Source organism: Rhodococcus sp. TAF43, assembly GCF_052113525.1.
Classification (GTDB): domain Bacteria; phylum Actinomycetota; class Actinomycetes; order Mycobacteriales; family Mycobacteriaceae; genus Prescottella.
In genome coordinates this window covers 39162-63511 of the sequence record NZ_JBFRDL010000031.1, presented here as the reverse complement: position 1 = coordinate 63511, position 24350 = coordinate 39162, and the positions used below count along the sequence as shown (strand labels likewise).

Sequence of the window (24350 nt, the reverse complement as noted above, 5' to 3'; positions counted from 1 at the left end):
ACATGACGTCCGCCCCGCCGCGTGTCCTTCTCGCGGGCATCGGCAACATTTTTCTCGGCGACGACGGTTTCGGGCCGGCGGTGCTGAAGGCGGTGGCGGGCGGCCCGCTCCCGGCCGGTGTGCGCGCGGTGGACTACGGGATCCGGGGCATGCACCTGGCGTACGACCTTCTGGATGGCTGGGACGGCCTGATCTTGGTGGACGCGGTGCCGGACCGGGGTACGCCCGGCGCGGTCCGCGCGTTCGAGGTGGGCCGCGAGCATCCCGACACGGCACCGCAACTCGACGCGCACGGGATGGACCCGGCGTCGGTGTTCGCGAGCCTCGCGGCCCTGGGCGGCACCTTGCCGCGGACCGTCGTCGTCGGGTGTCAGGTGCGCGACGTCGACGAGGGGATCGGCTTGTCCGCACCGGTCGCGCGGGCGGTGCCTGCCGCCGCGGACGTGGTTCGTGCGGTCCTCGCCGACCTCGGCGCCGGTGTCGGAGTGGAGGGCTGAGCGATGTGTCTGGGAATCCCGGGGCGGGTGGTCCGCATGCTCGAGGGCTACGGCGGTCAACTGGCACTCGTGGACGTGGAGGGCAGCGAACGCAAGGTCAACATCGGCATGCTCGACGATGCGAGCCTGGCCCCCGGCGACTGGGTGGTGATCCACATGGGTTTCGCGGTGGAACGCGTCGACCAGGCCGGTGCCGAGCAGGCGATGGCGGGTCTGGAACTGATGGGGCGCCCCCGGGAACCGCAGGGCGACCGCGGCGGTCCGCCGTGACGGCCGAGGCCGCCGACACTGCGGTGGTCGCGGGCCGGGCCGCCGTGGTGCGGCACCGGTTGACCGTGCGCGGGGTGGTGCAGGGGGTGGGGTTCCGCCCGTTCGTCGCGCGCCTCGCCGAGGACCTCGGCCTCGCCGGGCACTGCGGCAACGACGAGGTGTCCGTGTTCGTCGAGGCCGAGGGTCCGTCCGGTGCACTGACCGAGTTCGCGCGGCGCCTCAGATGTGACGCGCCGCCGCTGGCCGTGGTGCTGGGCGTGACGGTCGAGGAGATACCGGCACACGGAGACGGTGCCCGGGAGTTCCGGATCGTGCCCAGCGTGCACACCGTCGGTGCGCGCACCCTCGTCCCGCCCGACGTGGGGATCTGCGTGGACTGTGCGCGCGAGATGGCCGACCCCGCCGACCGTCGGTACCGGCACCCGTTCGTGAACTGCACCAACTGCGGTCCCCGATTCACCGTCGTCACCGACCTGCCGTACGACCGGCCCGCAACCACGATGGCGGTGTTCCCGATGTGCCCGCCGTGCGCCCGCGAGTACCGCGACCCCACCGACCGCCGGTATCACGCGCAACCGATCTGCTGCCCGGACTGCGGACCGCGGATCTTCCTCGAGACGGACGGCTGCCGGATCGACGGCGACGACGCGGTGCTCGAGCGGGTGCACCGGGAGCTCGCGGCGGGCGGCATCGTCGCGGTCAAGGGGATCGGTGGTTTCCACCTGGTGTGCGATGCCGGCAATCCGGGGGCGGTGCGCCGACTGCGACAGCGCAAGCACCGTCCCGCCAAGCCGTTCGCGGTGATGGCGGCGGACCCGTCGGTGGCGCAGGAGGTGTGCACCGTGAGCACCGCCGAGCGCGAGGTTCTGCGGAGTCCGGCGCGGCCGATCGTGTTGCTGCGGAAGGCGGCCGGAACCGCAGGAGTGCCGGAGGTGGCGCCGGGCCTGGACGAGCTGGGCGTCCTGCTGCCGTACGCGCCGCTGCACCACCTGCTGTTCGCCCCGGTGCCGGGCAGCGACGTCCGGCCGCCGCGGCTGCTGGTGATGACGTCCGGCAACCGCGGCGGCGAGCCGCTGTGCTTCGACAACGACGATGCGCGGCACCGGCTCGGCGGCATCGCCGACGTCTTCCTCATGCACGACCGGGACATCGCGGTCCCGTGCGAGGACTCGGTGCTGACGGTCGTGGACGGCGACGCGGCGCCGATCCGGCGGTCCCGCGGCTACGCGCCGCTGCCGGTGCTGCTGGACCGGGCCGGTCCGACCGTGCTGGCCGTGGGCGCCGAGGTGAAGAACACCTTCTGCCTCACCCGGCAGGACTTCGCCTTCTGCTCGGGGCATCTCGGCGACATGGGCAGCCTGGAGAGCCGACGCGCCTTCGACGCGACGGTGACGCTGCTGTCGGCGCTGCACGACGTCCGGCCCGCACTGGTGGTGGCCGACGACCATCCCGGGTACTCGACCCGGAGCTGGGCGGAGGACTTCAGTGCCCGGACCGGCGTGGACCTGTGCACCGTCCAGCACCATCACGCGCACGTCGCGGCGCTGGCGGCCGAGCACCGGCTGATCGGATCGCCGTTGCTGGGCATCGCCTTCGACGGCACCGGCTACGGCTGCGACCGCACCGTGTGGGGCGGTGAGCTGATCCGGGTGGGTGCCGACCTCCTCGACACCGACCGCGTGGGGCACCTGCAGTCGTTCTCGCTGCCGGGCGGCGACGTCGCGGTCCGCAACCCGGCCCGGGTGGCGCTGGCGCTGCTGCACGAGGTCGGTATCGACATCACCGACACGACGGACAGGGGTGATCTGCCGTGCGTACGCGCGCTGCAGGCGAACGAACGAGCCGTGGTCACCGCCCAATTGGCGTCCGGACGGGGGTGCGTCCGGACCACGAGCGTCGGTCGGCTGTTCGACGGCGTCGCGTCGTTGCTCGGGGTCCGGCACCGGGTCAGCTACGAGGCGCAGGCCGCGATCGAACTCGAGGCGCTGGCCCGCACCGCCCGCACCCCGGCGCCGATCGAGATGCGGGTCGCCGACGGGCAGTTGCTCCTCGGGGACCTGCTCGATGGGCTCGTGACGGGTTTCCGTGCAGGAGTGCCGGTTCCGGAGTTGGCGCTCGGATTCCACCGCGCACTGGCCGAGGCCACCGCCGGGCTCGCCGTCGCCCTCGTGCGGGAGGCAGGAATGGACACGGTGGGACTGACGGGCGGAGTGTTCCAGAACCGGCTGCTGACGTCGCTGCTGCGGCGCCGGTTGGAGCTGGCGGGCCTGACGGTGCTGACCCACCACGTGGTGCCGCCCAACGACGGCGGACTCTCGCTGGGGCAGGCGGTGCTGGGGCTCGCGGTACTCGGGGCGGAGCGCCGGACAAGGACCGAAGCGATCGATGGGGTGCAACCATGACGACGAGCGACACCAGGGGCGAACTGATCGACCGCGAACTGTCCGCGGATCTGGCGTCGGCGGCGCTGTCGCTGGCCCGCAGGTTCCAGAACGGCGCGACGTTGTGGGTGGTCTCGCCGCAGTGGGAACCGCACGCACACCACGTGGCGGTCGAGTTCGTGCACCCGGTGATCATGGGTAAACGTGCGCTGCCGTCGGTGTCACTCGTGGAACCGGATCCGGTGGCGCAGTGCCGCGTCGCGGCTCGGCCCGGCGACGTGATCCTCGCGGTGGCGTCCGCGGACCAGCCRCAGGTCCGCGACATCATGCGCCGCGCTCCGGCGTGGGGCACCGACACGATCTGGATCGGCTCGGGACCACGACCCGACGCAGGCGCGGCCACCCACATCCTGTGGGTGGACTCCGACGACCCGATGGTTCCCGCTACCGGACGGTTCGTGCTGATGTACCACCTGCTGTGGGAGCTCACTCACGTGTGCTTCGAGCATCCGGGACTGCTCCGTGCCTCCGACGGCACCGACGCCTCCGACTGTGCCGACGACGTGTGCGTCACGTGCAGCGACGAGGGCAGGCTCGCGGAAGTGGTGATGGTGCCGGTGAATTCGTTCGACGAGGTACTCGTTCGCACCGCGGCGGGGGAGGAGCGGGTGGACGCAACGTTGATCGGTGACGTCGCCGAACGGGATCTGCTGCTGATCCACGGCGGCGCGGCGATCACCCGGGTACATCCCGACGAGGAGGCGCGGTCATGACCGGCACGACACCGGAATCCGGCTCGCAGGGCACGGACTTCCTGTACCCCTTCATCGACGCCCACGAGGAGGGCGCCGACGCGCTACTGGACGACCTCGCCGCATCGGCCCGGGGCAAGGCCGCGGAAAGTGCCCGGCTGCAGCGGGACTCGATCTCCGAGTGGGGCGAGCAGATCCGGGAGGCCGGTGCCCGGATGGCCGATCGGTTCGCCGACGGCGGTCGGCTCTACACCTTCGGCAACGGCGGGAGTTCCACGGACGCCGCCACGCTCGCGTCGCTCTTCAGCCGACCGGCCCTGGGGCGGCCCGTCGCGGCGTGGTCGCTGGCCGCGGACCAGGCGGTGGTCACCGCGCTCGGCAACGATGTCGGGTTCGATCTGATCTTCTCGCGGCAGATCATCGCGCACGCCCGCTCGCAGGACATGGCGATCGCGTTGTCGACGTCCGGCAACTCGGACGACCTGATGATCGCCYTCGCGGAGGCGCGGCGGCGCGGGCTCCTCACGATCGGTTTCGCCGGGCACGACGGCGGCCGCATGGCCGTCAGCGACGACCTGGACTACTGCTTCACCATCCGGTCGCAGAGCATCCACCGCATCCAGGAGAGCCACGCCCTCGTCGGCTACCGGCTGTGGTCGGCGGCCCAGGAACACATGTCACGGCAACACATGTCACGGCAACACATGTCACGGCAACACACGTCACACGAACATTCGACCGCGACAACGGGACAGGAGGGTTAGCCATGGCAACAGAACCCACGACGGCCGCCGAGCGTGAGGACCGGGTGCTGGACCGCATCGCATCCTTCCGTAAGCGCCGGCCCCGGCTGCTCGAGGACGTGGTGACGCTGGCGCACGGAGCAGGCGGGAAATCGTCCGCCGCGCTGGTGGACTCGGTGTTCGTCGAGGCGCTGCGCAATCCCCAGCTCGAGCAGTTGGGGGACGCGGCCGCCCTCACCCTCCCCGCGGGGGAGCGGATCGCGTTCTCCACGGACTCGTTCGTGGTGCAGCCGTTGCAGTTCCCGGGAGGATCGATCGGCAACCTCGCCGTCCACGGCACCGTCAACGACCTCGCGGTCTCGGGTGCCCGGCCGCTGTGGCTGTCGGCGGCGTTCGTCATCGAGGAGGGCTTCCCCATCGCGCTGCTGCGCGAGATCGTCCGGGACATCGCCGATTCGGCGGCGCAGGCCGGTGTCCACGTGGTCACCGGGGACACCAAGGTGGTCGGCAAGGGTGCGGCGGACGGCGTTTACATCTGTACCGCCGGCGTCGGCTCACTGCCCGTCGACCGGAAGCTGGGGCCGGAGTACGTCCGTCCCGGGGACCGGTTGCTGATCTCCGGCACCATGGGCGAGCACGGCATGGCGGTGATGCTGGCCCGCGGCGAACTCGCGATCGAGGCCGACATCCGTTCCGACACCGCCCCGGTCAACGGTCTGGTGCACGCGCTGCTCGAGGCGGCCCCGTCGACCCGATGGATGCGCGACGCGACGCGTGGCGGCGTCGGCACGGTGTGCAACGAGCTGGCCCAGTCCACCGGGTTCGCCGTCGTCCTCGACGAGGAGGCGCTGCCGGTGCAGCCGCAGGTCCTGGGCGCGTGCGACCTGCTCGGCATCGATCCGCTGTACGTCGCGAACGAGGGCAAGTTCGTGGCGGTGGTCGCGGAAGCCGAGACGGAGGCAGCGGTCACGGCGCTGCGCAGTTGTCCGGGTGGCGAGAACGCCGCCGTCGTCGGGGAGGTGCTCGCCGAGCCCGAGGGCATCGTCGCGCTGCGGACGGCGTTCGGCGGCAGTCGGATCGTGGACATGCTGGTGGGAGATCCGTTGCCCCGCATCTGTTGAGCGGACGAGCGGTTCGAGAGGAGGAAACGATCATGTGTCTGGGTATCCCGGGCCAGGTGGTGCAGATGGTGGACACCGAGCAACACCTCGCGAAGGTCGATGTCAGCGGTGTCCAACGGACGATCAGTGTGCGACTGCTGGCCGACGACGGACTGATGGTGGGCGACTGGGTGCTGGTCCACGTGGGTTTCGCGATGGCGAAGATCGACGAGGCCGAGGCCGCGCTCACGCTCGACCAGGTCCAGAAGATGGGCGCCGACTACGTCAACGAGATCGATGCCTTCAACTCGTCGCGCATCAACTGAAGCGGCACCGGTACGAGGAGGTTGCAGCATGAAATTCGTGGACGAATTCCGCGACCCGGCGGCTGCTCGCGCGCTGGTCCGGTCCATCACCGAACTCGCCGGCGACGACGAGTTCAAGTTCATGGAGGTGTGCGGCGGCCACACCCACACCATCTACCGGCACGGCATCGAGCACCTGCTCCCGCAGTCCGTGGAACTGGTGCACGGACCCGGCTGCCCGGTGTGCGTGATCCCGATGGGCCGCGTCGACGACGCGATGTACCTCGCGGAGCAGCCGGACGTCATCTTCACGACCTTCGGCGACATGATGCGGGTGCCGGGATCGCACGGCAACCTGATCGAGGCCAAGGCCCGCGGTGCCGACGTGCGGTTCGTGTACTCACCGCTCGACGCCCTCAAGATCGCCGTCGACAACCCGGACAAGCAGGTGGTGTTCTTCGCGGTCGGATTCGAGACCACCGCACCGTCCACCGCGGTGACCCTGGTGCGGGCCCGGCAGATGGGGGTGACCAACTTCAGCATCTTCTGCAACCACGTGACGATCGTGCCTCCGATCAAGGCGATCCTCGAGTCGCCGGATCTGCGACTGTCCGGGTTCCTCGGCCCGGGACACGTGTCGACGGTGGTGGGCCTGCGGCCCTACCGGTTCGTCCCCGAGGTGTACGGCAAGCCGATGGTGGTGGCCGGGTTCGAACCCCTCGACATCCTGGCGTCGGTCTGCTTGCTGCTGCAGCAGATCCGGGACGGTCGCTGCGAGGTGGAGAACCAGTACATCCGTGTGGTGCGCCCGGAGGGGAACACGCAGGCGCTGAAGCTGATGAGCGAGACGTTCGCGCTGCGACCGCACTTCGAGTGGCGGGGGCTGGGATTCATCTCGCAGAGCGCCCTGAAGATCCACCCCGACTACGCCGAATTCGATGCGGAGGAACGGTTCTCGATGCCGGGCGTGCGGGTGGCCGATCCCAAGGCCTGCCAGTGCGGAGAGGTCCTCAAGGGTGTCATCAAGCCGTGGGAGTGCAAGGTGTTCGGTACCGCGTGCACACCGGAGACCCCGATCGGCACGTGCATGGTGTCGCCGGAGGGCGCGTGTGCGGCGTACTACAACTTCGGCAGGCTGCACCGCGAGACGGCGCTGCTGGTGGGGCGGAGACCGGAGTGACCACCGGCATCGATTCCGGACGGATCCTGTTCGCGCGGTACGCCTATGCGCCGAACGCGCTGGGCTACTGCGGTCCGGCCGGCGCCGCGGGCCTCGAGGCGGTGGCGTGCGGGACCGGATCGGGCGTCGACGTCGGTGCCGCGGCCCGGCAGTTCAGTGGTGCGTGGCCGTACCAGCAGTTGCTCGCCGAGCTGGCGGGGATGGACGACCCGCTGGACGAGAGGGTGGTGCGCGGCTACTGGACCGGCAACGAACTGACTGCCGCCGTGGACCGGGAACGGTTCGGCCGGGAGTTGCTGGTCCGGTTGGGGGAGCGGGCCGGACACTACTGGAAGTACCTCACCGACGACCTGTTGCCCGAGGCCGCGCCCACCCACGCCTTCCACGTGTTCGGGGTGTACCCGTGGACCCGACTGCTCGGCACCGGGATGCCGCAGCCGCTGCACGTGCTGGACTCGTGCCGGATCCGCAACGGCGTCGTCCTGGAGTTGCGGCCGGACACCGCCGTCGTGCGTTCGCGGGGACTGCAGTTCGACGGGACGAAGCTGATGCTGGGCCCGCTCGAGGACCGGGCGGTGCGCCGACGCGTCCCGGCCGGCTCGTTCGTACCGGACCTGCGGATGGGCGACCGGGTGGCGGTGCACTGGGACCTGGTGTGCGACCGGCTCGACACCGGCGAGGCGGCGTCCCTGGAGCACTGGACCGACTGGCAGCTGGGGCGGACCAACGAGCGGCTCGCGAGCGAGGCCGTCAGTGCCCCGTCCCAGGGCCCGGTGTAGCCGCCGGAAGCACGAAGCCCCACGGTAGTTCGAGGCGGTGCGCCGCGAGTAGGGCGTCGTCGGCGAGGACCCGCTCTATCCGGTCGTCGGCGACCACGCGCCCGTCGTCCAGTACGACGGCCCGCCCGCACAGCTGCGCCGCGTAGGGCAGGTCGTGCGTGACGAGCAGCAGCGTGGTGTCCAGCCCGCCCAGGACCTCGGCGAGCTCGCGTCGGGCCACGGGATCGAGGTTGCTCGACGGCTCGTCGAGCACCAGGACCTCCGGCCGGCACGCCAGCACCGTGGCGAGGGCGACCCGGCGGCGCTGCCCGGCGGAGAGGTGCCCGGCGCTGCGCTGCGCGTGCTCGGTCATCCCCACCTGTTCGAGGGCGTCGGCCACCCGGTGTTCGAGGTCGCTGCCGCGGACCCCGAAGTTGGCGGGGCCGAACGCGACGTCCTCGGCGACGGTGGGCATGAACAGTTGGTCGTCGGGATCCTGGAAGACGACACCCACCCGGCGTCGGATCTCGCGGACGGTATCGCGGCCCAGTTCGAGCCCGCCGATCCGCACGCTGCCGGCCGTGGGGGTGAGGACGCCGTTGAGCTGGAGCATCAGGGTGGTCTTGCCGGCGCCGTTCGGTCCCAGCACCGCGACCCGTTCGCCCTCGGTGACCGTGAGATCGATGCCGTCCAGCGCGCGGCGCCGGTCCGGATACTCGAAGGTGAGCTGCCGGACGTCTATCGCTGTCGGAGCAGCCATCTCACACCATCCATGCAGTCGTCGCGATCGCCACCGCGCATACGGTCGGCGCCAGGCCGACACACCAGTCCACCCGGCCGGCGGGCGCGCTCGACAGCGGCACCGTGCCGGTGAAACCCCGGGACGCCATCGCCAGGTGCACGCGTTCTCCTCGCTCGTAGGCGCGCAGGAAGACTCCGCCGACGCCACGGGCGGTGGCTCCCACCTGATGTAGCGTGCGGGGGTCGTCACCGCGGGCGATCCGCGCGGTCCGCATCCGATCGATCTCCCCGGCAAGGATATTGACGTAGCGCAGCATCAGCGTCACGACCGTGACGACGATGCCGGGCACGTGCAGCCGGGACAGCCCGGCCGGCAGTGCGCGGACGGGGGTCGTGGCCGCCAGCGTCAGCGACACCAGCACGCCGAGGGTGCCCTTGACCAGAATGTTCCACGCCGCGAGAAGCCCCGGGACCGACAGAGACAGCCCGACGACGGTGATCCGGTCACCGGACTCGGCGAACGGCAGGAGCACCGCGAGGACGACGAACGGCAGTTCGATGAGCATCCGGGGTGCCAGCCAACGCAATCCGATGCCCGCGATACACCAGACCACCACGAGGATCGCGAGGTACAGCGCGAACGCCCACACCGCCTCGGCTGGTGTGGCGACGATCGCGAACACCCCGACGAACGCGGCGAGAATCTTCACCTCGGCGGGCAGTCGGTGTACCGGGGATGCGCCCTCGAGATAGAGCGGGTGGGTGTGCGAACCCGACACGTCACGGCCCCCGGCGGCGGGCGAGGACGCGGAACAGCAATCCGGCCGCCACGAACACGGCCACCACCCCGAGTATCCCGGCCACGCCGGTGAGCGCGGAGTTGCCGCGGATCGAGTAGTCGGCCAGCAGCGACGAGGACAGGTGGTGATCGGTGGCGTTCTGCGCGATGCAGTCGCCCACCAACTGCTCGGCGCCATCGGTCTCGACCACCTCGCACCCGCGCTGCGTGGTGGCGTCCAGGCCGTCGGGGCTGGAACTCGCGAAGTACGAGAGCACGCCCGCGATCAGCAGTGCTGCGACCGCGAAGCCGACCAGGAACCACGAGCGGGTGCGCACGGTCCTGGTCATGTCGTCACCGCCGCCCGCACCGGCCGCGCGCGCAGCAGGTACACCAGGTCCGGGCGGGCGCGGGCGACCGCAACGACCGTGAACGCGGTGATGATGCCCTCGCCCACCCCGATCAGTGCGTGGGTGCCGAACATGTACGCGGCGACGGTGTGCAGCGACGTCACGGCGGCGCCGCCGATCGCGTACTCGACCACGAACATCGATGCTGCGAGAACCGTTGCACACCAGGCCGAGACGAACGCGAGGATGCCGATCCCGGCATCGCCGCGTCGAACCAGCAAGGGCCGCAACGCGACGGCCACGGCGTACCCGACCGCCGTCCCGACGAGCGCCATGTTCGTGATGTTCGCGCCGAGTGCGGTGAGACCGCCGTCGGCGAACAGGAGCGCCTGCACGGTCAGCACGATCGTGATGCACAGCGCGCCGGTGTACGGCCCCACCAGGATCGCCGCGAGACCGCCCCCCAGCAGGTGGCCGCTGACTCCTGGCAGGATCGGGAAATTGATCATCTGCACCGCGAAGATGAATGCCGCGACCAGTCCCGCCATCGGGGCGGTCCGCTCGTCCAATTCGGTTCGCGCGCGCCAGATCGCGATGCCGACACCCACCGCCGCGACAGCCCAGAACAGGGCCGACGTGGGAGCGTCGAGGATGCCGTCGCTCATGTGCATTGCGGAGTATTCGATGACCACGGTGCCCTCCTGGGGCCGGGGATCGGTACCCGCAGTCTATCGAGTCATCTGAACAGTTGAACAGGCTTTCCGGAATCGTCCGGTTCCGGTGTCTGCCAACGATCTATCGGGGACGCAGGAGGACGTATGCGCATCCCAACGTTGTCGCGGTCAGGACCAGGATTCTGAGGGACTCGGCCACTCTCACTCCGATGGCAAGGGCGAGGACGGTCGGGCCGATCGTGAAGAGGACCGCGCAGAGAATCAGCGGGATCCGCCTGGAGGGGCGGGCGGGCCGTCGAGTATCGGTTTCGTCGGACCGCGAATCGATCAGGTCGAGTTGCGGGTCGAGATGGTCGAGACTGTTCATTGGGGCTCTCGCACTACTTCGTCGTGTTCGATGGGATCGTGCTGGTTGGAAGGGGTTTTCTCGCGCTGCGCCGGATTCGATGCTAATGGAATTCGGGTGGCCCACCGACCCGCTTTCGTATTCGTTGACGACAGTGAATTCAACGAAAATGGTCTGTTCTTCTCAGGACTCGACGCGGCCGAGTCCATTGGGGTCTTTCGGCACTGGTACGCCTTGGCCGCTCGTGGCAGCGCCGGCGAAATCGGCCCGCAGATGGAGAGAATTGTCACTCCCGGCTCAGCGTGCAATTCGTGGGTCAGTCGATTTCCCGTAGGCCTGAATCGTCCAGTTCGAGCCGGCGCGTGATACCGATGTCGTCGAGGAACTGCCGATCGTGGCTGACGACGATCAGCGCCCCGCGGAACCCGTTGATCGCCTGCACCAGGTGGGCAAGGCTCGGCAGGTCCAGATTGTTGGTGGGTTCGTCGAGGATCAGCAACCGCGGCGGGGGATCGGCCGCGAGGAGCATCGCGAGCGCGGCGCGCAACCGCTCGCCGCCCGACAGCGTCGCGACCGCCGCGTCGGATTCGGCTCCCCGGAACAGGAATCGCGCCAGACTGCCGCGGACCTGTTCGGCCGACGCGTGTGGGGCGGCGACGGCAACATTCGCGGCCACCGACTTCTCGTCGTCGAAGATGTCGAGACGCTGGGGGAGTAGCGCGAACGGAACCTTCGTGCCGCTCCGCGCGATCTCCTGCAGCGCCGTGGTCTTGCCGATCCCGTTCGGTCCGGTCAACGCGATCCGCTCGGGACCGGTGACGGTGAGGTCGACTGACTGACCGGAACGCAGGCGCGTGCCGGTCAGCTCGATCACCTGCTGTCCCGGAAACACCTCGGTGTCGGGCAGATCGACGCGGATCTCGCGATCGTCCCGCACCCGGTCCTGCGCATCGGCGAGAACCCGTTTGGCGTCGTCGAGCTTCTCGATGTGATTGCCGCGCAGCTTGCCGGCCGACTCCTGCGCTGCGCGCTTGCGCAGGCCCATCACGATCTTCGGTTCCCTCTTGTTCTCGGACATCTTCTTGCCGTACCGCGCTCGACGGTCGAGCTTGATCTGCGCCTCGACGAGCTCGCGTCCCTGCTTCCGGACGTCGCTGCGGGCGTCGCGCAGTGCAGCGCGGGCGGCTTCCTGCTCGGCCTCGACGGCCGCCTGGTAGTCGCTGAAGTTGCCGCCGAACAAGCGAATTCGACCGTCCCGCAGTTCGGCGATCGAGTCCATCGTCTCGAGCAGGCCGCGGTCGTGGCTGACGGTCAGCACGGTGCCGGGGAACTGGAGGACCGCGGCGGTGAGGAGGTCGCGGCTGTCGGCGTCGAGGTTGTTGGTGGGCTCGTCCAGCAGCAGGACGTCCGGTTGGAGCAGTAGTTGCGCGGTGAGCCCGAGCAGTGTGGTCTCGCCGCCGGACAACTCGCCCACCGTGCGGTCGAGATCGCCGACGCCGGTGACGATGCGCTGCAGTCCGAGGCGGTGCAGCGTCGACACGGCGCGTTCCTCGATGTCCCACGAGTCGCCGACCGTGGCGAAATCGGATTCGGTGCCCGCCCCGGATTCGATGCGCGACAGCGCCTGTCGAATGTCGGCGATGCCGAGCACGACGTCCACCCGAACAGTCGGGTCGAGTGTCAGGTCCTGCGCCAGATACGCGACGGTGCCGTGCGCGGTGACGGAACCACGGTCCGGTCGCAACCGTCCGCCGATCAGTTTCAGGAGCGTCGACTTGCCGGAACCGTTGAGACCGACGAGGCCGGTTCGGCCCGAGCCGAACACGGCGTCGAGTCCGTCGAGGCCGGGGGTGCCGTCGGGCCACGAGAACGTGAGGTCGGACAGGGCGACGGACGAGGAAGGATGTGCCATGAATACTCCGAGAGGTTGCGTGCGGTGCGCAGGCGCGTGCCGCAGCACACGCCGCGCTCTGGCGCGGGGTCACCTCTACAGGAGCAAGGGCTCTCTCCGATCGAACGGGAACATCGACGTCGAACACGTTATGGGCGGTTCAACGCCCGCGCAACCCATTTATTCCGCTCGCGGGGAGCGGAAGGGTTCCGCAGACCGGTGACCACGACGATCATGGAACTCGTGTGCGGGTACTCGACCCCTGCGACCCCCAGGAACCCGGGAGACATCGATGACGGTCACCGACGAATACCTCGAGAACAACAGGCGCTACGCCGAGACCTTCTCCGGCCCGCTGCCGCTGCCGCCGAGCAGGCACGTCGCGGTGGTCGCCTGCATGGACGCGCGACTGGACGTGTACCGGATCCTCGGGCTCGGTGACGGCGAGGCGCACGTGATCCGCAATGCGGGCGGCGTCGTCACCGACGACGAGATCCGCTCGCTCGCGATCAGTCAGCGACTGCTCGGGACGCGGGAGATCATCCTGATCCACCACACCGACTGCGGCATGCTCACCTTCACCGACGACGCGTTCAAACGCGCCATTCAGGACGAGACCGGCATCAAGCCGAACTGGTCGGCCGAGGCGTTCCCGGACGTGGAGGAAGACGTCCGGCAGTCGTTGCGCCGCGTCGCGAGCAGCCCGTTCGTCACGCTCACCGAGTCGTTGCGCGGCTTCGTGTTCGACGTCGCCACCGGTCGGCTCACCGAGGTCGGGGACTGGCGCTAGCGGGAGCCGACCTGGAACAAACCAGCGGTCCGCCCCGGCCAGGGAGGTCGGGAGTCTCTACGCGTGCAGACTCCTTCCATGACAGTCGATTTCGACTTTTCCTGGTCGCAGTTCCTCTGGATGGTATTCATCTTCGTGGGTGTGCCCACCATGTTCGGTGCGAGCATCATCCGGTCCGCTTGGCGGTCGGAGCGGGCCGGCTTGGCGTACTCCCCGGGCAGAGGGGATCTGGTCGGAATGCAGACCGGCGGTAGCAGGCTGGGGCTGTGGGCGACCGGCCTGATGGCGTTTGCGCTGGGGTTCCTGTCGTGTGCGGGCTGGTTGAGTTGGTCCGCCGACTACCGAGGAGAGTTTCGTGGCCCCGGACTGCCCGCACCGAATCAGTTCCCCACCTGGCAAGTGGTTGCCTGCGGAGTGACGGTGGTGCTGCTGTGTCTCGTCTCGGCACACCTGTCCCGCTGGACGATGGCCGGCGGCCTGACCGCCGCGGCGGGCACGGCGGCCGGGTTCACGACCGCGTTCAGTGCGGTCGCCAGTACTGATGTCACCGGCCAGTCAGGAGTTGGCGTCGTGCTCTCGGAACTCGGATGGGGCATCGCTCTGGGCGTGCTGATGCTCGTCCGGGGAGCCTGGCTGACCGGCCGGCACAGCAGGCGGGCCGGTAGCCCCCAGCCCTAGCGGCTGCCCGGGCTCGACGAGACGTCACGAGCCCCACCCCGATCGCCTCGCCATGTTCAACGATCAGACCGCGTCACTTGCCACCGGGCGTCATACCGGATGGCTCCAATAGTGTTGTTCTGTTCGGCGATCGTCATACAGGGCACCATTCGGGCCTGCGATCGGTGGCGGTTGAAGCCCATACGATCCACGGAATCCGGTCTGAGCACACCGAAGATAGAAGATAGGTGCAGGTGCGCGATACCCTGCGTGGGTGGCCGACAACGCTAGCCTTCGCATCATGCGCCTGCGAGCTCTGATCGAGCACTCACGCACTGGAGACAGTGAACGGGCAGCAGCAGAACGAATGCTCGAGCGAGTTCTGAACAAGTCACGCACCCAGTGCGGCTACGGTGACCGTACATACGGTGCGCGCCACGATCGGGTGGGTCGGCATGCCAGTCTGTCGCGAATCGCAGACATGATCCGCGAAGACATTGCGCTTGCGCGAGTGACGTTCCCGGCGGCGGCTGCACCAGAACAGGTCGCCGTCATTGATCCAATCGGCGATGCCCCTCGGGGGATCAGCTTCACTGTGGAGACGCCGCATGATGCCAATATCGACATCACGATTCGTGGCGTCCCCCGGGATTGGGGATGGGACGGCGAAGGTGGTGTCGAGACCGTCAGCGCTGCGCTACGAGCCCTCGCCGGCGAGCTTGCGGAAATCATGAACGGCTACAACCGCAACGGGTCAGACATAGAGAAGCGGTTCTTCGGCCGTGTTCGAGTGGGCGGTGAGACGCTGGAGTGGTAACCACGTGTCTGATCGGTTGGCGCGCAACTGCGCCCGCGCGTTGTCGACCCGTCCGCGGTGATCACTTCCGCTGGCCGGCCAGGTGCGTTCGGGTCCTCGGGGAAGTCGGACGAGCAGGAATCCGGTGAGTCAGTCGATCGGCTGTCAGTTTCAGAAGTGGACTGCGCTGTCACCTGGCGTTTTACCGTCGTGTGCTGTCGACTTCTGACATTTGCGTGCCGGAAGTGTCGTGCACTGTTCGGCGATGGTCCGGCATGTGGGTGTTGATGTAGCCGTAGAGGGTGGCGCGACTGAAGCCGAGGGCTTTGGCGATGTGACCCGAGTCGACCGGCTGACCTGTTGGGGTGTTGCCGATGCCGATGCCGATGCCGATGTGGGCCGGGCGCAGGCTGTTTCTGGACGGATGTCCGTTATGTTCTTTCCCGGGTGGCTGTCGGACGGTGGCTGCCGCGTGCCCGGCACGGGGTGCGGACCACTCTGGAAGGGAACATCCTCTTATGGCCATCGTTGATCGGCTACGCCCACGTGGGCGACTGTCTCGTAGCGCGGCGGCACTTGCCGTCGGCGGGTTCGCTGTTGCCGCCGTCCTGACCACCGCGGTTGCCGGCCCGGCCGGCGCGGACACCGTCACCGACTCCATCGAGGTCGGCGTGAATCCGGTCGGGGTGGCGATCAGCGGCACCCGCGCCTACGTCACCAACCAGAGCGACGGCACGGTGTCGGTGATCGACACCGCCGCGACCCCGCCCGCGGTCATCGACATCATCGACGTCGGCGCGAATCCGGTCGGGGTGGCGATCAGCGGCACCCGCGCCTACATCACCAACCAGAGCGACGGCACGGTGTCGGTGATCGACACCGCCGCGACCCCGCCCGCGGTCGCCGACATCATCGAGGTCGGCGCGTCGCCGTCCGGGGTGGCGATCAGCGGCACCCGCGCCTACGTCACCAGCTGGGGTGCCGGCACCGTGTCGGTGATCGACACCGCCGCGACCCCGCCCGCGGTCGCCGACATCATCGAGGTCGGCGCGTCGCCGTCCGGGGTGGCGATCAGCGGCACCCGCGCCTACGTCACCAACTGGGGCGACGGCACCGTGACGGTGATCGACACCGCCGCGATCCCGCCCGCCGTCATCGGCGCACCCATCAAGGTCGGTGCCAATCCGTACGGGGTGGCGGTCAGCGGCACGCGCGCCTACGTCGCCAACCAGGGCAGTGGGACGGTGTCGGTGATCGACACCGCGGCGAGCCCGCCCGCCGTCATCGGCGCACCCATCAGGGTCGGCGCCAATCCGTACGGGGTGGCGGTCAACGGCAACCGCGCCTACGTCACTGACCGGAGCAGTGGGACGGTGTCGGTGATCGACACCGCCACGAGCCCGCCCGCCGTCACCGACACCATCGACGTCGGCACGAATCCGTCCGGGGTGGCGGTCGGCGGCAACCGCGCCTACGTCACCAACCAGGGCAGTGGCACGGTGTCCGTCATCGCGATCGACGAGTCCCCCACCCTCACCGGAACCCCGGCCACGGGAATCATCGGCCAGCCCTACAGCCACACCTTCACCGTCACCGGGCARCCCGCCCCCACCGTGAGCGTCCTCGCCGGCACTCTGCCCGACGGACTGACACTGTCGCAGGGCGGGGTGCTCTCCGGAACCCCCACCACCAGTGGACGATTCGAATTGACTCTCACCGCCACCAACGGCATCGGCGATGCTGCCGTGTTGCCGATCGTTCTCGACATCACCGACACCACCCCGCCCGCGGCCGGTTCGTTCGGTTCGTTCGGCAGTGTCGGTTCCTCGAGCTGGACATTCTGATCCGCCAGCACCATCACCGCTCACGTCCTGTGGCCGCCCACCTGACCGGGGGTGGGCGGCCACAGGCCTTCACGCCGACAGCACAGTGGGACGGCCCCCTGTCGTTGGCACTGCACGGGACGGTATTCGACCGGCGTCGCACGACCGACATCAGCGCTAGCGGGAGAACCGCTCGTAGCTTCCGTGCATCAGCGTTCGAAGATGCTGCCGCCCCGCTGATCCAGGTAGCTGGGCTCGTCGGTGTCGTCGCGGCACGACGACGGCCGTGGGGCGGCTTCGGGTCCCTGCGACCTGATCCATCTGTTCAAGCCGGCCACCTGTGGATCATCGGTGACCTCGGCGAGCGCCTGTCGCATCCGTGGTTGCAGGTCGGCGACCGCGCCCGCGAAGGTGCTGCGGATCAGCTCGGCGAGGCGATCGGCGCCGAGGTGCATCGTCTCGGGGGCGAGTTCGATTGCGGTGAGCCGATTTCCGGCATCGACCTCGATGGCCACCCCGTCCCGGCCGGCCCGGCCGCGGAGCCGCTCCACCACGTCTTGTGCGCGGCGCACCTTCGCGCCGAACTCCTCGAATCCACTGTCGATCATCGCGTCACGGATTGGTGATGTCGGCGGGCATCGATCCCCCGTCGCGGGTCCCGCCGGGAAAACACGGCGACGAGGCGGCGATCGTCAGAATGCCCTGACCGTTGTCGGTGACCGTGAACCCGTAACCGTCCGGTGTCCGGGCCCGGACACGCCGTTCGGGTCCGTCGCCGGCGTTCGCGAGGGGATTCCACCCCTGCTGCTGCCACGCCGCACGGAAGACGTCCAGATAGCGTCCGGTCTCGGACTCCGGAACCCCGATCACCCAGTAGGTGACGCTGAACGTCAGATCGGCATCGGGCCCGGCGGCCGCCTCGTCACACGGAACGCTGCCGCCGCCGGTGAACTTCGCGTGCGCGGCGAAGGGATTCTGCAGCGAGAACGAGATCTGTCGGGGCAGGGCCTCGAGGGTCCCGGAAAGATGGTCCTCGATCGCGGCTCGGGCCTCGCGCTCGGTCAGTGGTGAACTCATGGTGACCCTCTCCTGGGTGGTTGGCGGCGCGACAACGGCATCCCCGGGGTCGCTGGAGCAGGCCGCGAGGGTCGTCACGACAGCTGCCGCCACGACGGCAGCGCCGATCCTGATCCGCAGTGTCACCCGACCTCGTCTCCCTTCCCGGCGACGATCTGCCCCATCTTGCTCAACGCGGGGTTGTCGCGGTCCCAGTAGGTGCTGTGCAGGTCCAGATCGATCCCGAGCGCCCACCACGGGCCCTTCGAATCCTCGTCGGCGGTGAAGACACGAGCACCGAAATCGTTGTCGATCGGTTGCGTGAAATGCACCTGGTCGGGCGTGAACCGGATGGGATCGTGGGCATTGGTCGTCGCGAAGACGTGGTCACCGGTCGCGCTCGGATCGACGCCGGTGAGCGACAGCTCGCTCGCCTCGAAGACCCCGATCCCCGGGCTCGCGACGAGCAGGAGCTGATCGGCGTCCAGTGTGTGACCGTCGCTGGCCGCGTGCCCGATCACCGTCGTGCCGTAGCTGTGTCCGATCACGGTGTTGGACGACGCGGTGGCACCTTCGTGCGTGGCACGCAGCCCGTCCTGGAATCGGTCGAGCGGTTCCGCCGCGGCGTCCGCGTACCCCTCGAAGGGCGACTCGGTGAGTGCGTTCTGCGGCGCGTCGTATCCGTACCAGCTGATCACCGAGTGTTGCTTCGTGTAGTCGGCGGCCAGCGCGGCGTCGTACATCGCGCGCGACCGCTCGACACCGTTCGGCAGATCGCCCAGATTGGCGCCGGTTCCCGGGACGAACGTGGCCACGCTGTCGGCGGTGTCCGGGTTGTTGATCGCGACGGCGGCATGGCCGCGGTCGTCGATGAGCGCGAGGTAACGCGGCGGCTCGGTATCGGCGTCGACCTGTCCGGCGACAGTCTCGAGGCCGGACAGTTTCGAGCGGGCGTCGTCGACGGCCTGGTTCCACTGGTCCTCGTCGGGATACGCGTCGTGGGCGCTCAGGATCCGTTCGAGGTCCCGCTGTGCGGCCGCCTGCATCCCCCCGAGGTTCTGGCGATTGAAATGATCGCGATCGATGTGGGGGATGCCGTCCCGGTTGCCGATGAACCGGTCGTGATCGTAGAGCGCATCCTTCTCCGCCGGCGACAGCTGCTGCCAAAGATCCTGCAGCCGAGATGGATCCGTCGGAAGCGGGGACGCACCCGAGATGATGTCGGTCACGGCGCCGCCGATCGGCCCACCCTCCGGTGACCGGCGCAGCTGGGCGAGCCCGGCGACCGCGTCGCCGATCGCGGACGTGGCCTCGCCGTCCAGCGTGTCCACCTGTGTCAGCAGCTCGCGGATGCGGGAGCGGAACCACTGAGCGGCGTCGTCGAGCGCACTCTGCGCGATGCCGACCGCGACGGCATCCGCTCCGTACAGCGTCGGCGCGGTGACCGTCCCGTCGTCGGTCACGGCCATCCCGGCCGCCGGAGCCTCCCGATCGACGATGTCGAGGAGGCTCGCCTTCGTGTCCTCGAGCCGGAGCCCGAAATCGGCGAACGGACCCGCCAGATCCGCGACGGCCGTCTCGATGTGGGTGCCGACCATCCGTTCGGACAGGGCGCGCAGCGCTGCGGCGGTGGCGGCGTCGCCCTTCCAGTGGGACTCGGCCTCGTGGACCGAACGGTCGACGGCCGTCAGCGCGTCGACGAAGGTCATGTTGGCCCGCCCGAGCGCGTCCGCGAACGCAACCATGGATTCCGGGCGGGCCGACCGGACCTGGCTGATCAGCATCAGCGGCCCGCTTCGTAGCGGGTGAGCTGCTCACGGAAGGCGTGCTCGGCGGCTTCGTAACCGGTCGCGTCGACGTCGGCGGCTTCGGCCATGGAGTGGATGCTCTCGCCGAGACCGTGGTAGGCATCGAGAACTGCGGCCTGGGCGTCGCGTGCGACGGCCTCGATCCGGAAGCCCGGCATCTCGGTAGTTGCGGGCACACTGATCTCGCCGATGTCGGCGGAGATGTCGCGCAGGGACTTCGCCAGTCCCCGCAGCGCATCGACGTCGACCTGTAAAGGCTCGCTCATAATCCCCCCGGTTACGAATCAAGCGACACACTAACATCGACGAATCCGGCTCCGAGGGCCGCGAGAGCGCGCCTCGACTAGATCTTCGGCCCCTCCGATCTGAGGTCGTCGACCTTGCGCATCGCCTCGCGCAGCTCGGCGAGCCACTCCTCGCTGTGCTGGCCCGCGAGTTTCACGGTCCAGGCGAGCGCGTCGGAGCGGGAGCGCGCGACCCCCGCGTCGACGAGAGTGTCGAGGACCCTGCGTTCGGGCTGTCGCAGTCGTGTCATCACCGGAACGGCCAGGTGCGTGAACAGGATTCGTTGATCACCGATCGTGACACCCCACGCAACCTTTCGTCCGTAGCGGGCCTCCGCCTCGTCGGCGATCTGCATGCGTTCGGGTCGGGTGGATTCGCGGAACCGGGCGACCCGGCCCTCCGCCGTGGCCGCCGGATTCTCCGCACCCTCGGTTTCCTCGGGTGGTGGCAGTTCGCCGGTCACGACGATCTCCTCCCGGTCCACCTCGACGGTGGCGGGTCCGACGAACCAGTCGTCCGGGAGCCGTCCGGCAAACCAGTCGACGGCGTCCGAGGCGTCCGGGGCGTCGGCCTGCTGCCAGCCGCCGGGCCTTCCGAATCTGCGGCCACCGGGTCCGTATCCGCCGTGGCCGTGTGCTCTTCTCATGATCGTCCTCCTCGGGTCGATCCACTTGCTGCACTGATTACATGATTACTCCGTTCACGGCCGTGCGCCACCGTCCACGAGGTCGGTTTCTGGGGCATCATCAGGGCATGTCCGTATTGCCCTTGCGATTGCCGTTGCGCCCCCGAACGTCACTGACCGCGCTGGCGGCGGTGTCCGCCCTCGTGCTGGCGGGATGCGGTGGCGGCGATGCGCCGTCGCCGGAGCAGCAGTTCGCCGACGCGCTCGCGGGCGGCAACGTCCAGGCGGCCGCGGACCTCACGAGCGATCCCGCCGCCGCGTCCGCCGCGATCACCGCGATGTTCGACGGACTGGGCGCACAGGGGCACTCCTTCACCGTCTCGACGGGCGGGGACGCGTTCACGCTCGAGGCCGACTGGGATTTCGGTGACGGACGGGACTGGACCTACTCCACCAACGGAACGCTCGTGAATCTGGATGGGCAACAGAAACTCTCGTGGACTCCTGCGCTGCTCGTCCCGGAGTTGGGTGCCGATTCGACCGTCCGCTTCACCCCGACCACGGGCAGGCCGCCGGAGGTGCGCGCCGCCGACGGCCGGCCGATCATGGCCGAGCAGATGGTCACCCTGGTGAATCTACAGCCGGCGGCGGACCCGGCAGCGGTGGCGCCGTTGCTCACCCCGATCGTGCCGACGATCACCGCGGAGTCGCTGCGCGGCGAGCTCGCGAAGGCCGACGGCAAGCCGACCACCGCGATCACGTTGCGGGAATCCGACATTGCACCCATCCGAGACCGGCTGTCCGCGATCCCGGGCGTGGACCTGGCGCAGCAGACGCGTCTGCTCACCGTCGACCGGGCGCTGGCGTCGCCGGTGTTCGGTGACCTCGCGAACGTGTGGCAGGCGGGCCAGGACGCCTCCGCCGGGTGGGCGGTCCAGATGGTCGGCCCGGACGGGACGGCGCGTCGGCTCGCGGGCCGGGACGCGACACCGGCGCCGATGATCGACACGACGCTGGACCTGCGGCTGCAGACCGCGGCCGAGGACGCGCTCGCGGGCGTGGCGCAACCGGCCGCGATCGTGGCGCTGCAGCCGTCCACCGGGGCGGTGCTCGCGGTCGCGCAGAACGCCGCGGCCGACGCGCAGGGTGCGATCGCGCTGACCGGGCTGTACCCGCCCGGCTCGACGTTCAAGACCGTGACGACGTCGGCCGCGTTGCAGGCCGGGAAGGTCACGCCCGATACCGTGCTGCCCTGCCCGGGCACCGAGAACGTCGAGGGCCGCCAGATCCCCAACGACGACAACTTCGATCTGGGGTCGGTGCCGCTGCATTCGGCGTTCGCACACTCGTGCAACACGACGATGGCGCGGTTGGCCGTCTCGCTGCCACCGGATGCGCTGCAGCAGGCCGCGCTTCAGTTCGGTGTGGGCGTGGACTACACGACACCCGGGCTCACCACCGTCACCGGAACCGTGCCGTCCGCCGACACCCCGGCCGAGCGTGTCGAGTCGGCGATCGGCCAGGGCGAGGTGACGGCGTCACCGTTCGGGATGGCGCTGGTCGCCGCGTCCATCGCCCACGGTTCCACGCCGGCGCCGATGATCATTGCCGGGCAGCCCGGCACCGCCGACCGCACCGCGGCGCCGGTGCCGGCCACCGTCGGCGAGGACCTCCGGGCGATGATGCGCGAGACGGTCACGGACGGGACCGCGAGGGTTCTGGCCGATCTTCCGAACCTCGAGGGCAAGACGGGCACGGCAGAGTACGGTGTTGGCACAGGCTCACACGGATGGTTCGTGGGCATCGACAACGACCTGGCTTTCGCGGTTTTCGTTGCGGGAGCGGATAGTTCGGGCCCCGCGCTGGACGCTGCCGGACGTTTCCTGCGGTAGCTCCACCGGGGTCGGGTAGGTCTCGAGTCGGGCTCGCATGGTCACGGGGAGATATAGGCACTGGGCGACAGTGGCGCAATCGTGACTTCTTCGTAGGCGATCCGTGCTTGTTACGCATGTGACAAAAGGGAGGATTGTGGCCATGGGTTTCCGAGCCTCGCCCCGCCTACGGCGTAGCTGTGCGATCGCCCTGCCGCTCGGCCTCGTGGCCGTCCTGGCCGTCGCGCTCGTGTCCTGTGTGGGACAGAAGTCCGACGCGAGCGCGCAGTCGGTGGTGAACGGATTCGTACAGGCCCTGAACGATCGGGACGCCTCGGCCGCAGCGTCGTTGACGTCCTACCCGAACGCGGCCGAGGAATCCATCCAGCAGATGTTCGACGGACTCGACGCGAAGGAATCCACGTGGACCCTCGCGCAGTTCATGGAACTCAACGGCGATTCCGGATTCTTCACCGTCGACACCGCGTGGAACTTCGGCGAGGGCAAGGACTGGAGCTATTACGTCGACGGCGGCGTCCGGAAGCTCTCGGTGGGCTGGCGGGTCTCGTGGGATCCGACCCTGCTCGCGCCGGCGCTCGGACACGGGCGCACGGTCCGGTACGACCGTACCGATGCCGCGCCACCCCGCGTGCTCGACGGCGCGGGTAACCCCTTGATGGCGGAGCAGACGATCAACGCGATCACGCTCGATCCGTCCTCGATGCCAGACCCGGTCGCGACGACCGATCGGTTGGCGAAGGCGCTGGAGCCGGTCGCCCCGCTCGTGACCGCGGACCTGATGCGCAAGGATCTTGCGGAGAAGCCGGGGGAGAAGGTGGTCGCGGTGTTGTTGCGCGACCAGGACTTCCAATACCTCGAACGCGATCTCCAGGGCATCCCGGGCGTCGTCGTCGACAAGCAGCCCAAGCTCATCACCACCGACCGCCGGATCGTGACACCGCTGCTCGACCCGCTGCGGACGGTGTGGCAGGCGAACCGCGACGCCACCGCCGGTTGGGCGGTCAACGTCGTCGAGCCGGACGGGGCGATGCAGCAGCAGGTGGGCTACCAGGGCCCTCCCGGGCCGGACATCAAGGCCACCATCGACTCGCAGCTGCAGTTGGCGGCGGAGAATGCCGTCGTCAGCGTCGGGACCCCCTCCGCGATCGTCGCGATCCGGCCGTCGACCGGTGCGGTCGTCGTTGCCGCGCAGAACAATCAGGCGATCGAGCAGGGACCCATCGCGTTCTCGAGCCTCTACCCGGCGGGCAACTCGGTGGATCTGGTCCGCAAGGCCGCGGCGCTGCAGGCGGGTGTCGACCCGAAGGACGTGAGTGAGGACGACCTCGAGCGCGCCGGACGGCAGCTCGGCATCGGCCTGAACTACGAGATGCCCGGTCTCGACCCGGAGACGGCGGTGCTCACCGCGTCACAGTCGGGCGTCGACCAGGTGATGAAGTCGAAGAACGGTTCGGAGCCACAGGTGAGCCCCTTCGGTCTCGCGATGGTGGCGGCGTCCGTTGCCCGCGGCAGTGCCCCGATGCCGATGATCGTCGAGGGCCAGCAGGCCACCGCGAAGAACGTCGAGGACGCGCTTCCCGCGAACGTCAACGACCAGTTGCGGAACGCGATGCGCGACAACGTCCAGACCGGGCCGGCGTCCTTCCTCAAGCAGTACCCCGATCTGATCGGGATCGCGTCCGGCAACGACAGCGACCGGTGGTTCTTCGGTTCGCGCGGCGACCTCGCCTTCGCGGTGTTCGTCGCCGACGCCGACGGCGGCGATCGGGCACTGAAGATGACGGACCTGCTCATGAAGGAAATCGCCAAGCCCATCCAGAAGTGAGTGAAGTGAGCCGATAGGGATGGCTGC

At 69.0% G+C, this 24350-nt stretch carries 25 protein-coding genes; 15 read left to right on the top strand and 10 right to left on the bottom strand.

Annotated elements, in window-relative coordinates; all coding sequences use genetic code 11:
- The first annotated feature begins 2 nt into the window (after positions 1-2).
- From AB4Z09_RS18665 to AB4Z09_RS18625, 9 genes are read left to right on the top strand one after another with little or no spacing between them, the layout of a single operon-like run.
- Positions 3-497 (top strand): hydrogenase maturation protease, encoded by a 495-nt coding sequence (locus AB4Z09_RS18665; RefSeq protein ID WP_114724337.1) that lies wholly within the window; start codon positions 3-5, stop codon positions 495-497.
- A gap of 3 nt (positions 498-500) precedes the next feature.
- Positions 501-767 (top strand): HypC/HybG/HupF family hydrogenase formation chaperone, encoded by a 267-nt coding sequence (locus AB4Z09_RS18660; protein WP_174913367.1) that lies wholly within the window; start codon positions 501-503, stop codon positions 765-767.
- Positions 764-3169, top strand: a complete 2406-nt coding sequence (gene hypF, locus AB4Z09_RS18655) for a carbamoyltransferase HypF (RefSeq protein WP_442240421.1) — start codon at positions 764-766, stop codon at positions 3167-3169. Before AB4Z09_RS18660 ends, hypF begins: the two co-directional genes overlap by 4 nt.
- The gene (locus tag AB4Z09_RS18650) at positions 3166-3921 is read left to right on the top strand and encodes a hydrogenase assembly protein HupF (protein WP_442240420.1); all 756 of its coding nucleotides are present in this window, start codon (positions 3166-3168) and stop codon (positions 3919-3921) included. Before hypF ends, AB4Z09_RS18650 begins: the two co-directional genes overlap by 4 nt.
- Complete coding sequence (locus AB4Z09_RS18645) at positions 3918-4664, top strand: D-sedoheptulose-7-phosphate isomerase (RefSeq protein ID WP_442240419.1); 747 nt, start codon at positions 3918-3920, stop codon at positions 4662-4664. Before AB4Z09_RS18650 ends, AB4Z09_RS18645 begins: the two co-directional genes overlap by 4 nt.
- Positions 4665-4666: 2 nt before the next feature.
- Entirely contained in the window at positions 4667-5764 is a 1098-nt protein-coding gene (hypE, locus tag AB4Z09_RS18640) for a hydrogenase expression/formation protein HypE (protein ID WP_174913355.1), read from the top strand.
- Positions 5765-5796: 32 nt separating this feature from the next.
- Positions 5797-6069, top strand: a complete 273-nt coding sequence (locus tag AB4Z09_RS18635) for a HypC/HybG/HupF family hydrogenase formation chaperone (RefSeq protein WP_174913352.1) — start codon at positions 5797-5799, stop codon at positions 6067-6069.
- Positions 6070-6097: 28 nt separating this feature from the next.
- Positions 6098-7228: a hydrogenase formation protein HypD gene (gene hypD, locus AB4Z09_RS18630; protein WP_442240418.1), complete on the top strand. Its 1131-nt coding sequence runs from the start codon at positions 6098-6100 to the stop codon at positions 7226-7228.
- Complete coding sequence (locus tag AB4Z09_RS18625) at positions 7225-8007, top strand: DUF6390 family protein (RefSeq protein WP_442240417.1); 783 nt, start codon at positions 7225-7227, stop codon at positions 8005-8007. Before hypD ends, AB4Z09_RS18625 begins: the two co-directional genes overlap by 4 nt.
- Here AB4Z09_RS18625 and AB4Z09_RS18620 read toward each other — a convergent pair.
- From AB4Z09_RS18620 to AB4Z09_RS18600, 5 genes are all read right to left on the bottom strand, one after another.
- Positions 7979-8746: an energy-coupling factor ABC transporter ATP-binding protein gene (locus tag AB4Z09_RS18620; protein ID WP_114724328.1), complete on the bottom strand. Its 768-nt coding sequence runs from the start codon at positions 8744-8746 to the stop codon at positions 7979-7981. The genes AB4Z09_RS18625 and AB4Z09_RS18620 overlap by 29 nt on opposite strands.
- Position 8747: 1 nt before the next feature.
- A complete protein-coding gene (cbiQ, locus tag AB4Z09_RS18615; RefSeq protein ID WP_442240416.1) occupies positions 8748-9506 on the bottom strand; it encodes a cobalt ECF transporter T component CbiQ in 759 nt (252 codons plus the stop codon).
- Between the two features lies 1 nt (position 9507).
- Entirely contained in the window at positions 9508-9855 is a 348-nt protein-coding gene (locus tag AB4Z09_RS18610; RefSeq protein ID WP_442240415.1) for a PDGLE domain-containing protein, read from the bottom strand.
- Positions 9852-10526, bottom strand: coding sequence for an energy-coupling factor ABC transporter permease (locus tag AB4Z09_RS18605; protein ID WP_442240434.1), 675 nt, complete (start codon positions 10524-10526; stop codon positions 9852-9854). The genes AB4Z09_RS18610 and AB4Z09_RS18605 overlap by 4 nt, the downstream gene beginning before the upstream one ends.
- Positions 10527-11191: 665 nt before the next feature.
- On the bottom strand, positions 11192-12787 hold the full coding sequence (locus AB4Z09_RS18600; RefSeq protein WP_442240414.1) for an ATP-binding cassette domain-containing protein: 1596 nt from the start codon (positions 12785-12787) through the stop codon (positions 11192-11194).
- A gap of 271 nt (positions 12788-13058) precedes the next feature.
- On the opposite strand from AB4Z09_RS18600, the gene AB4Z09_RS18595 reads away from it, so the two are divergent.
- The 4 genes from AB4Z09_RS18595 (at position 13059) to AB4Z09_RS18580 (ending at position 16853) form a co-directional block, all read left to right on the top strand.
- Complete coding sequence (locus AB4Z09_RS18595; protein WP_442240413.1) at positions 13059-13556, top strand: beta-class carbonic anhydrase; 498 nt, start codon at positions 13059-13061, stop codon at positions 13554-13556.
- A 78-nt stretch (positions 13557-13634) separates the two neighbouring features.
- A complete protein-coding gene (locus tag AB4Z09_RS18590) occupies positions 13635-14234 on the top strand; it encodes a hypothetical protein (protein WP_442240412.1) in 600 nt (199 codons plus the stop codon).
- A gap of 253 nt (positions 14235-14487) precedes the next feature.
- Positions 14488-15030 carry a hypothetical protein gene (locus tag AB4Z09_RS18585; protein ID WP_442240411.1) on the top strand — a complete coding sequence of 181 codons (543 nt, stop codon included), beginning with the start codon at positions 14488-14490 and terminating at the stop codon, positions 15028-15030.
- 497 nt (positions 15031-15527) lie between these two features.
- Entirely contained in the window at positions 15528-16853 is a 1326-nt protein-coding gene (locus AB4Z09_RS18580; RefSeq protein ID WP_442240410.1) for a YncE family protein, read from the top strand.
- Between the two features lie 188 nt (positions 16854-17041).
- Here the strand turns inward: AB4Z09_RS18580 and AB4Z09_RS18575 are convergent, their stop codons facing one another.
- From AB4Z09_RS18575 to AB4Z09_RS18555, 5 genes are all read right to left on the bottom strand, one after another.
- Entirely contained in the window at positions 17042-17440 is a 399-nt protein-coding gene (locus tag AB4Z09_RS18575) for a hypothetical protein (protein WP_442240409.1), read from the bottom strand.
- Positions 17441-17444: 4 nt separating this feature from the next.
- Positions 17445-17909 (bottom strand): hypothetical protein, encoded by a 465-nt coding sequence (locus AB4Z09_RS18570; protein ID WP_442240408.1) that lies wholly within the window; start codon positions 17907-17909, stop codon positions 17445-17447.
- Between the two features lie 122 nt (positions 17910-18031).
- A complete protein-coding gene (locus AB4Z09_RS18565) occupies positions 18032-19672 on the bottom strand; it encodes an alpha/beta hydrolase (protein ID WP_442240407.1) in 1641 nt (546 codons plus the stop codon).
- The gene (locus AB4Z09_RS18560; RefSeq protein WP_442240406.1) at positions 19672-19962 is read right to left on the bottom strand and encodes a hypothetical protein; all 291 of its coding nucleotides are present in this window, start codon (positions 19960-19962) and stop codon (positions 19672-19674) included. The genes AB4Z09_RS18565 and AB4Z09_RS18560 overlap by 1 nt, the downstream gene beginning before the upstream one ends.
- A 77-nt stretch (positions 19963-20039) precedes the next feature.
- Positions 20040-20627 carry a hypothetical protein gene (locus AB4Z09_RS18555; RefSeq protein WP_114723268.1) on the bottom strand — a complete coding sequence of 196 codons (588 nt, stop codon included), beginning with the start codon at positions 20625-20627 and terminating at the stop codon, positions 20040-20042.
- Positions 20628-20734: 107 nt separating this feature from the next.
- Between AB4Z09_RS18555 and AB4Z09_RS18550 the strand changes: the two genes are divergently transcribed.
- Positions 20735-22498 carry a penicillin-binding transpeptidase domain-containing protein gene (locus tag AB4Z09_RS18550; protein WP_442240405.1) on the top strand — a complete coding sequence of 588 codons (1764 nt, stop codon included), beginning with the start codon at positions 20735-20737 and terminating at the stop codon, positions 22496-22498.
- Between the two features lie 142 nt (positions 22499-22640).
- Positions 22641-24323, top strand: a complete 1683-nt coding sequence (locus AB4Z09_RS18545) for an NTF2-like N-terminal transpeptidase domain-containing protein (protein ID WP_442240404.1) — start codon at positions 22641-22643, stop codon at positions 24321-24323.
- The last annotated feature ends 27 nt before the right edge of the window (positions 24324-24350 follow it).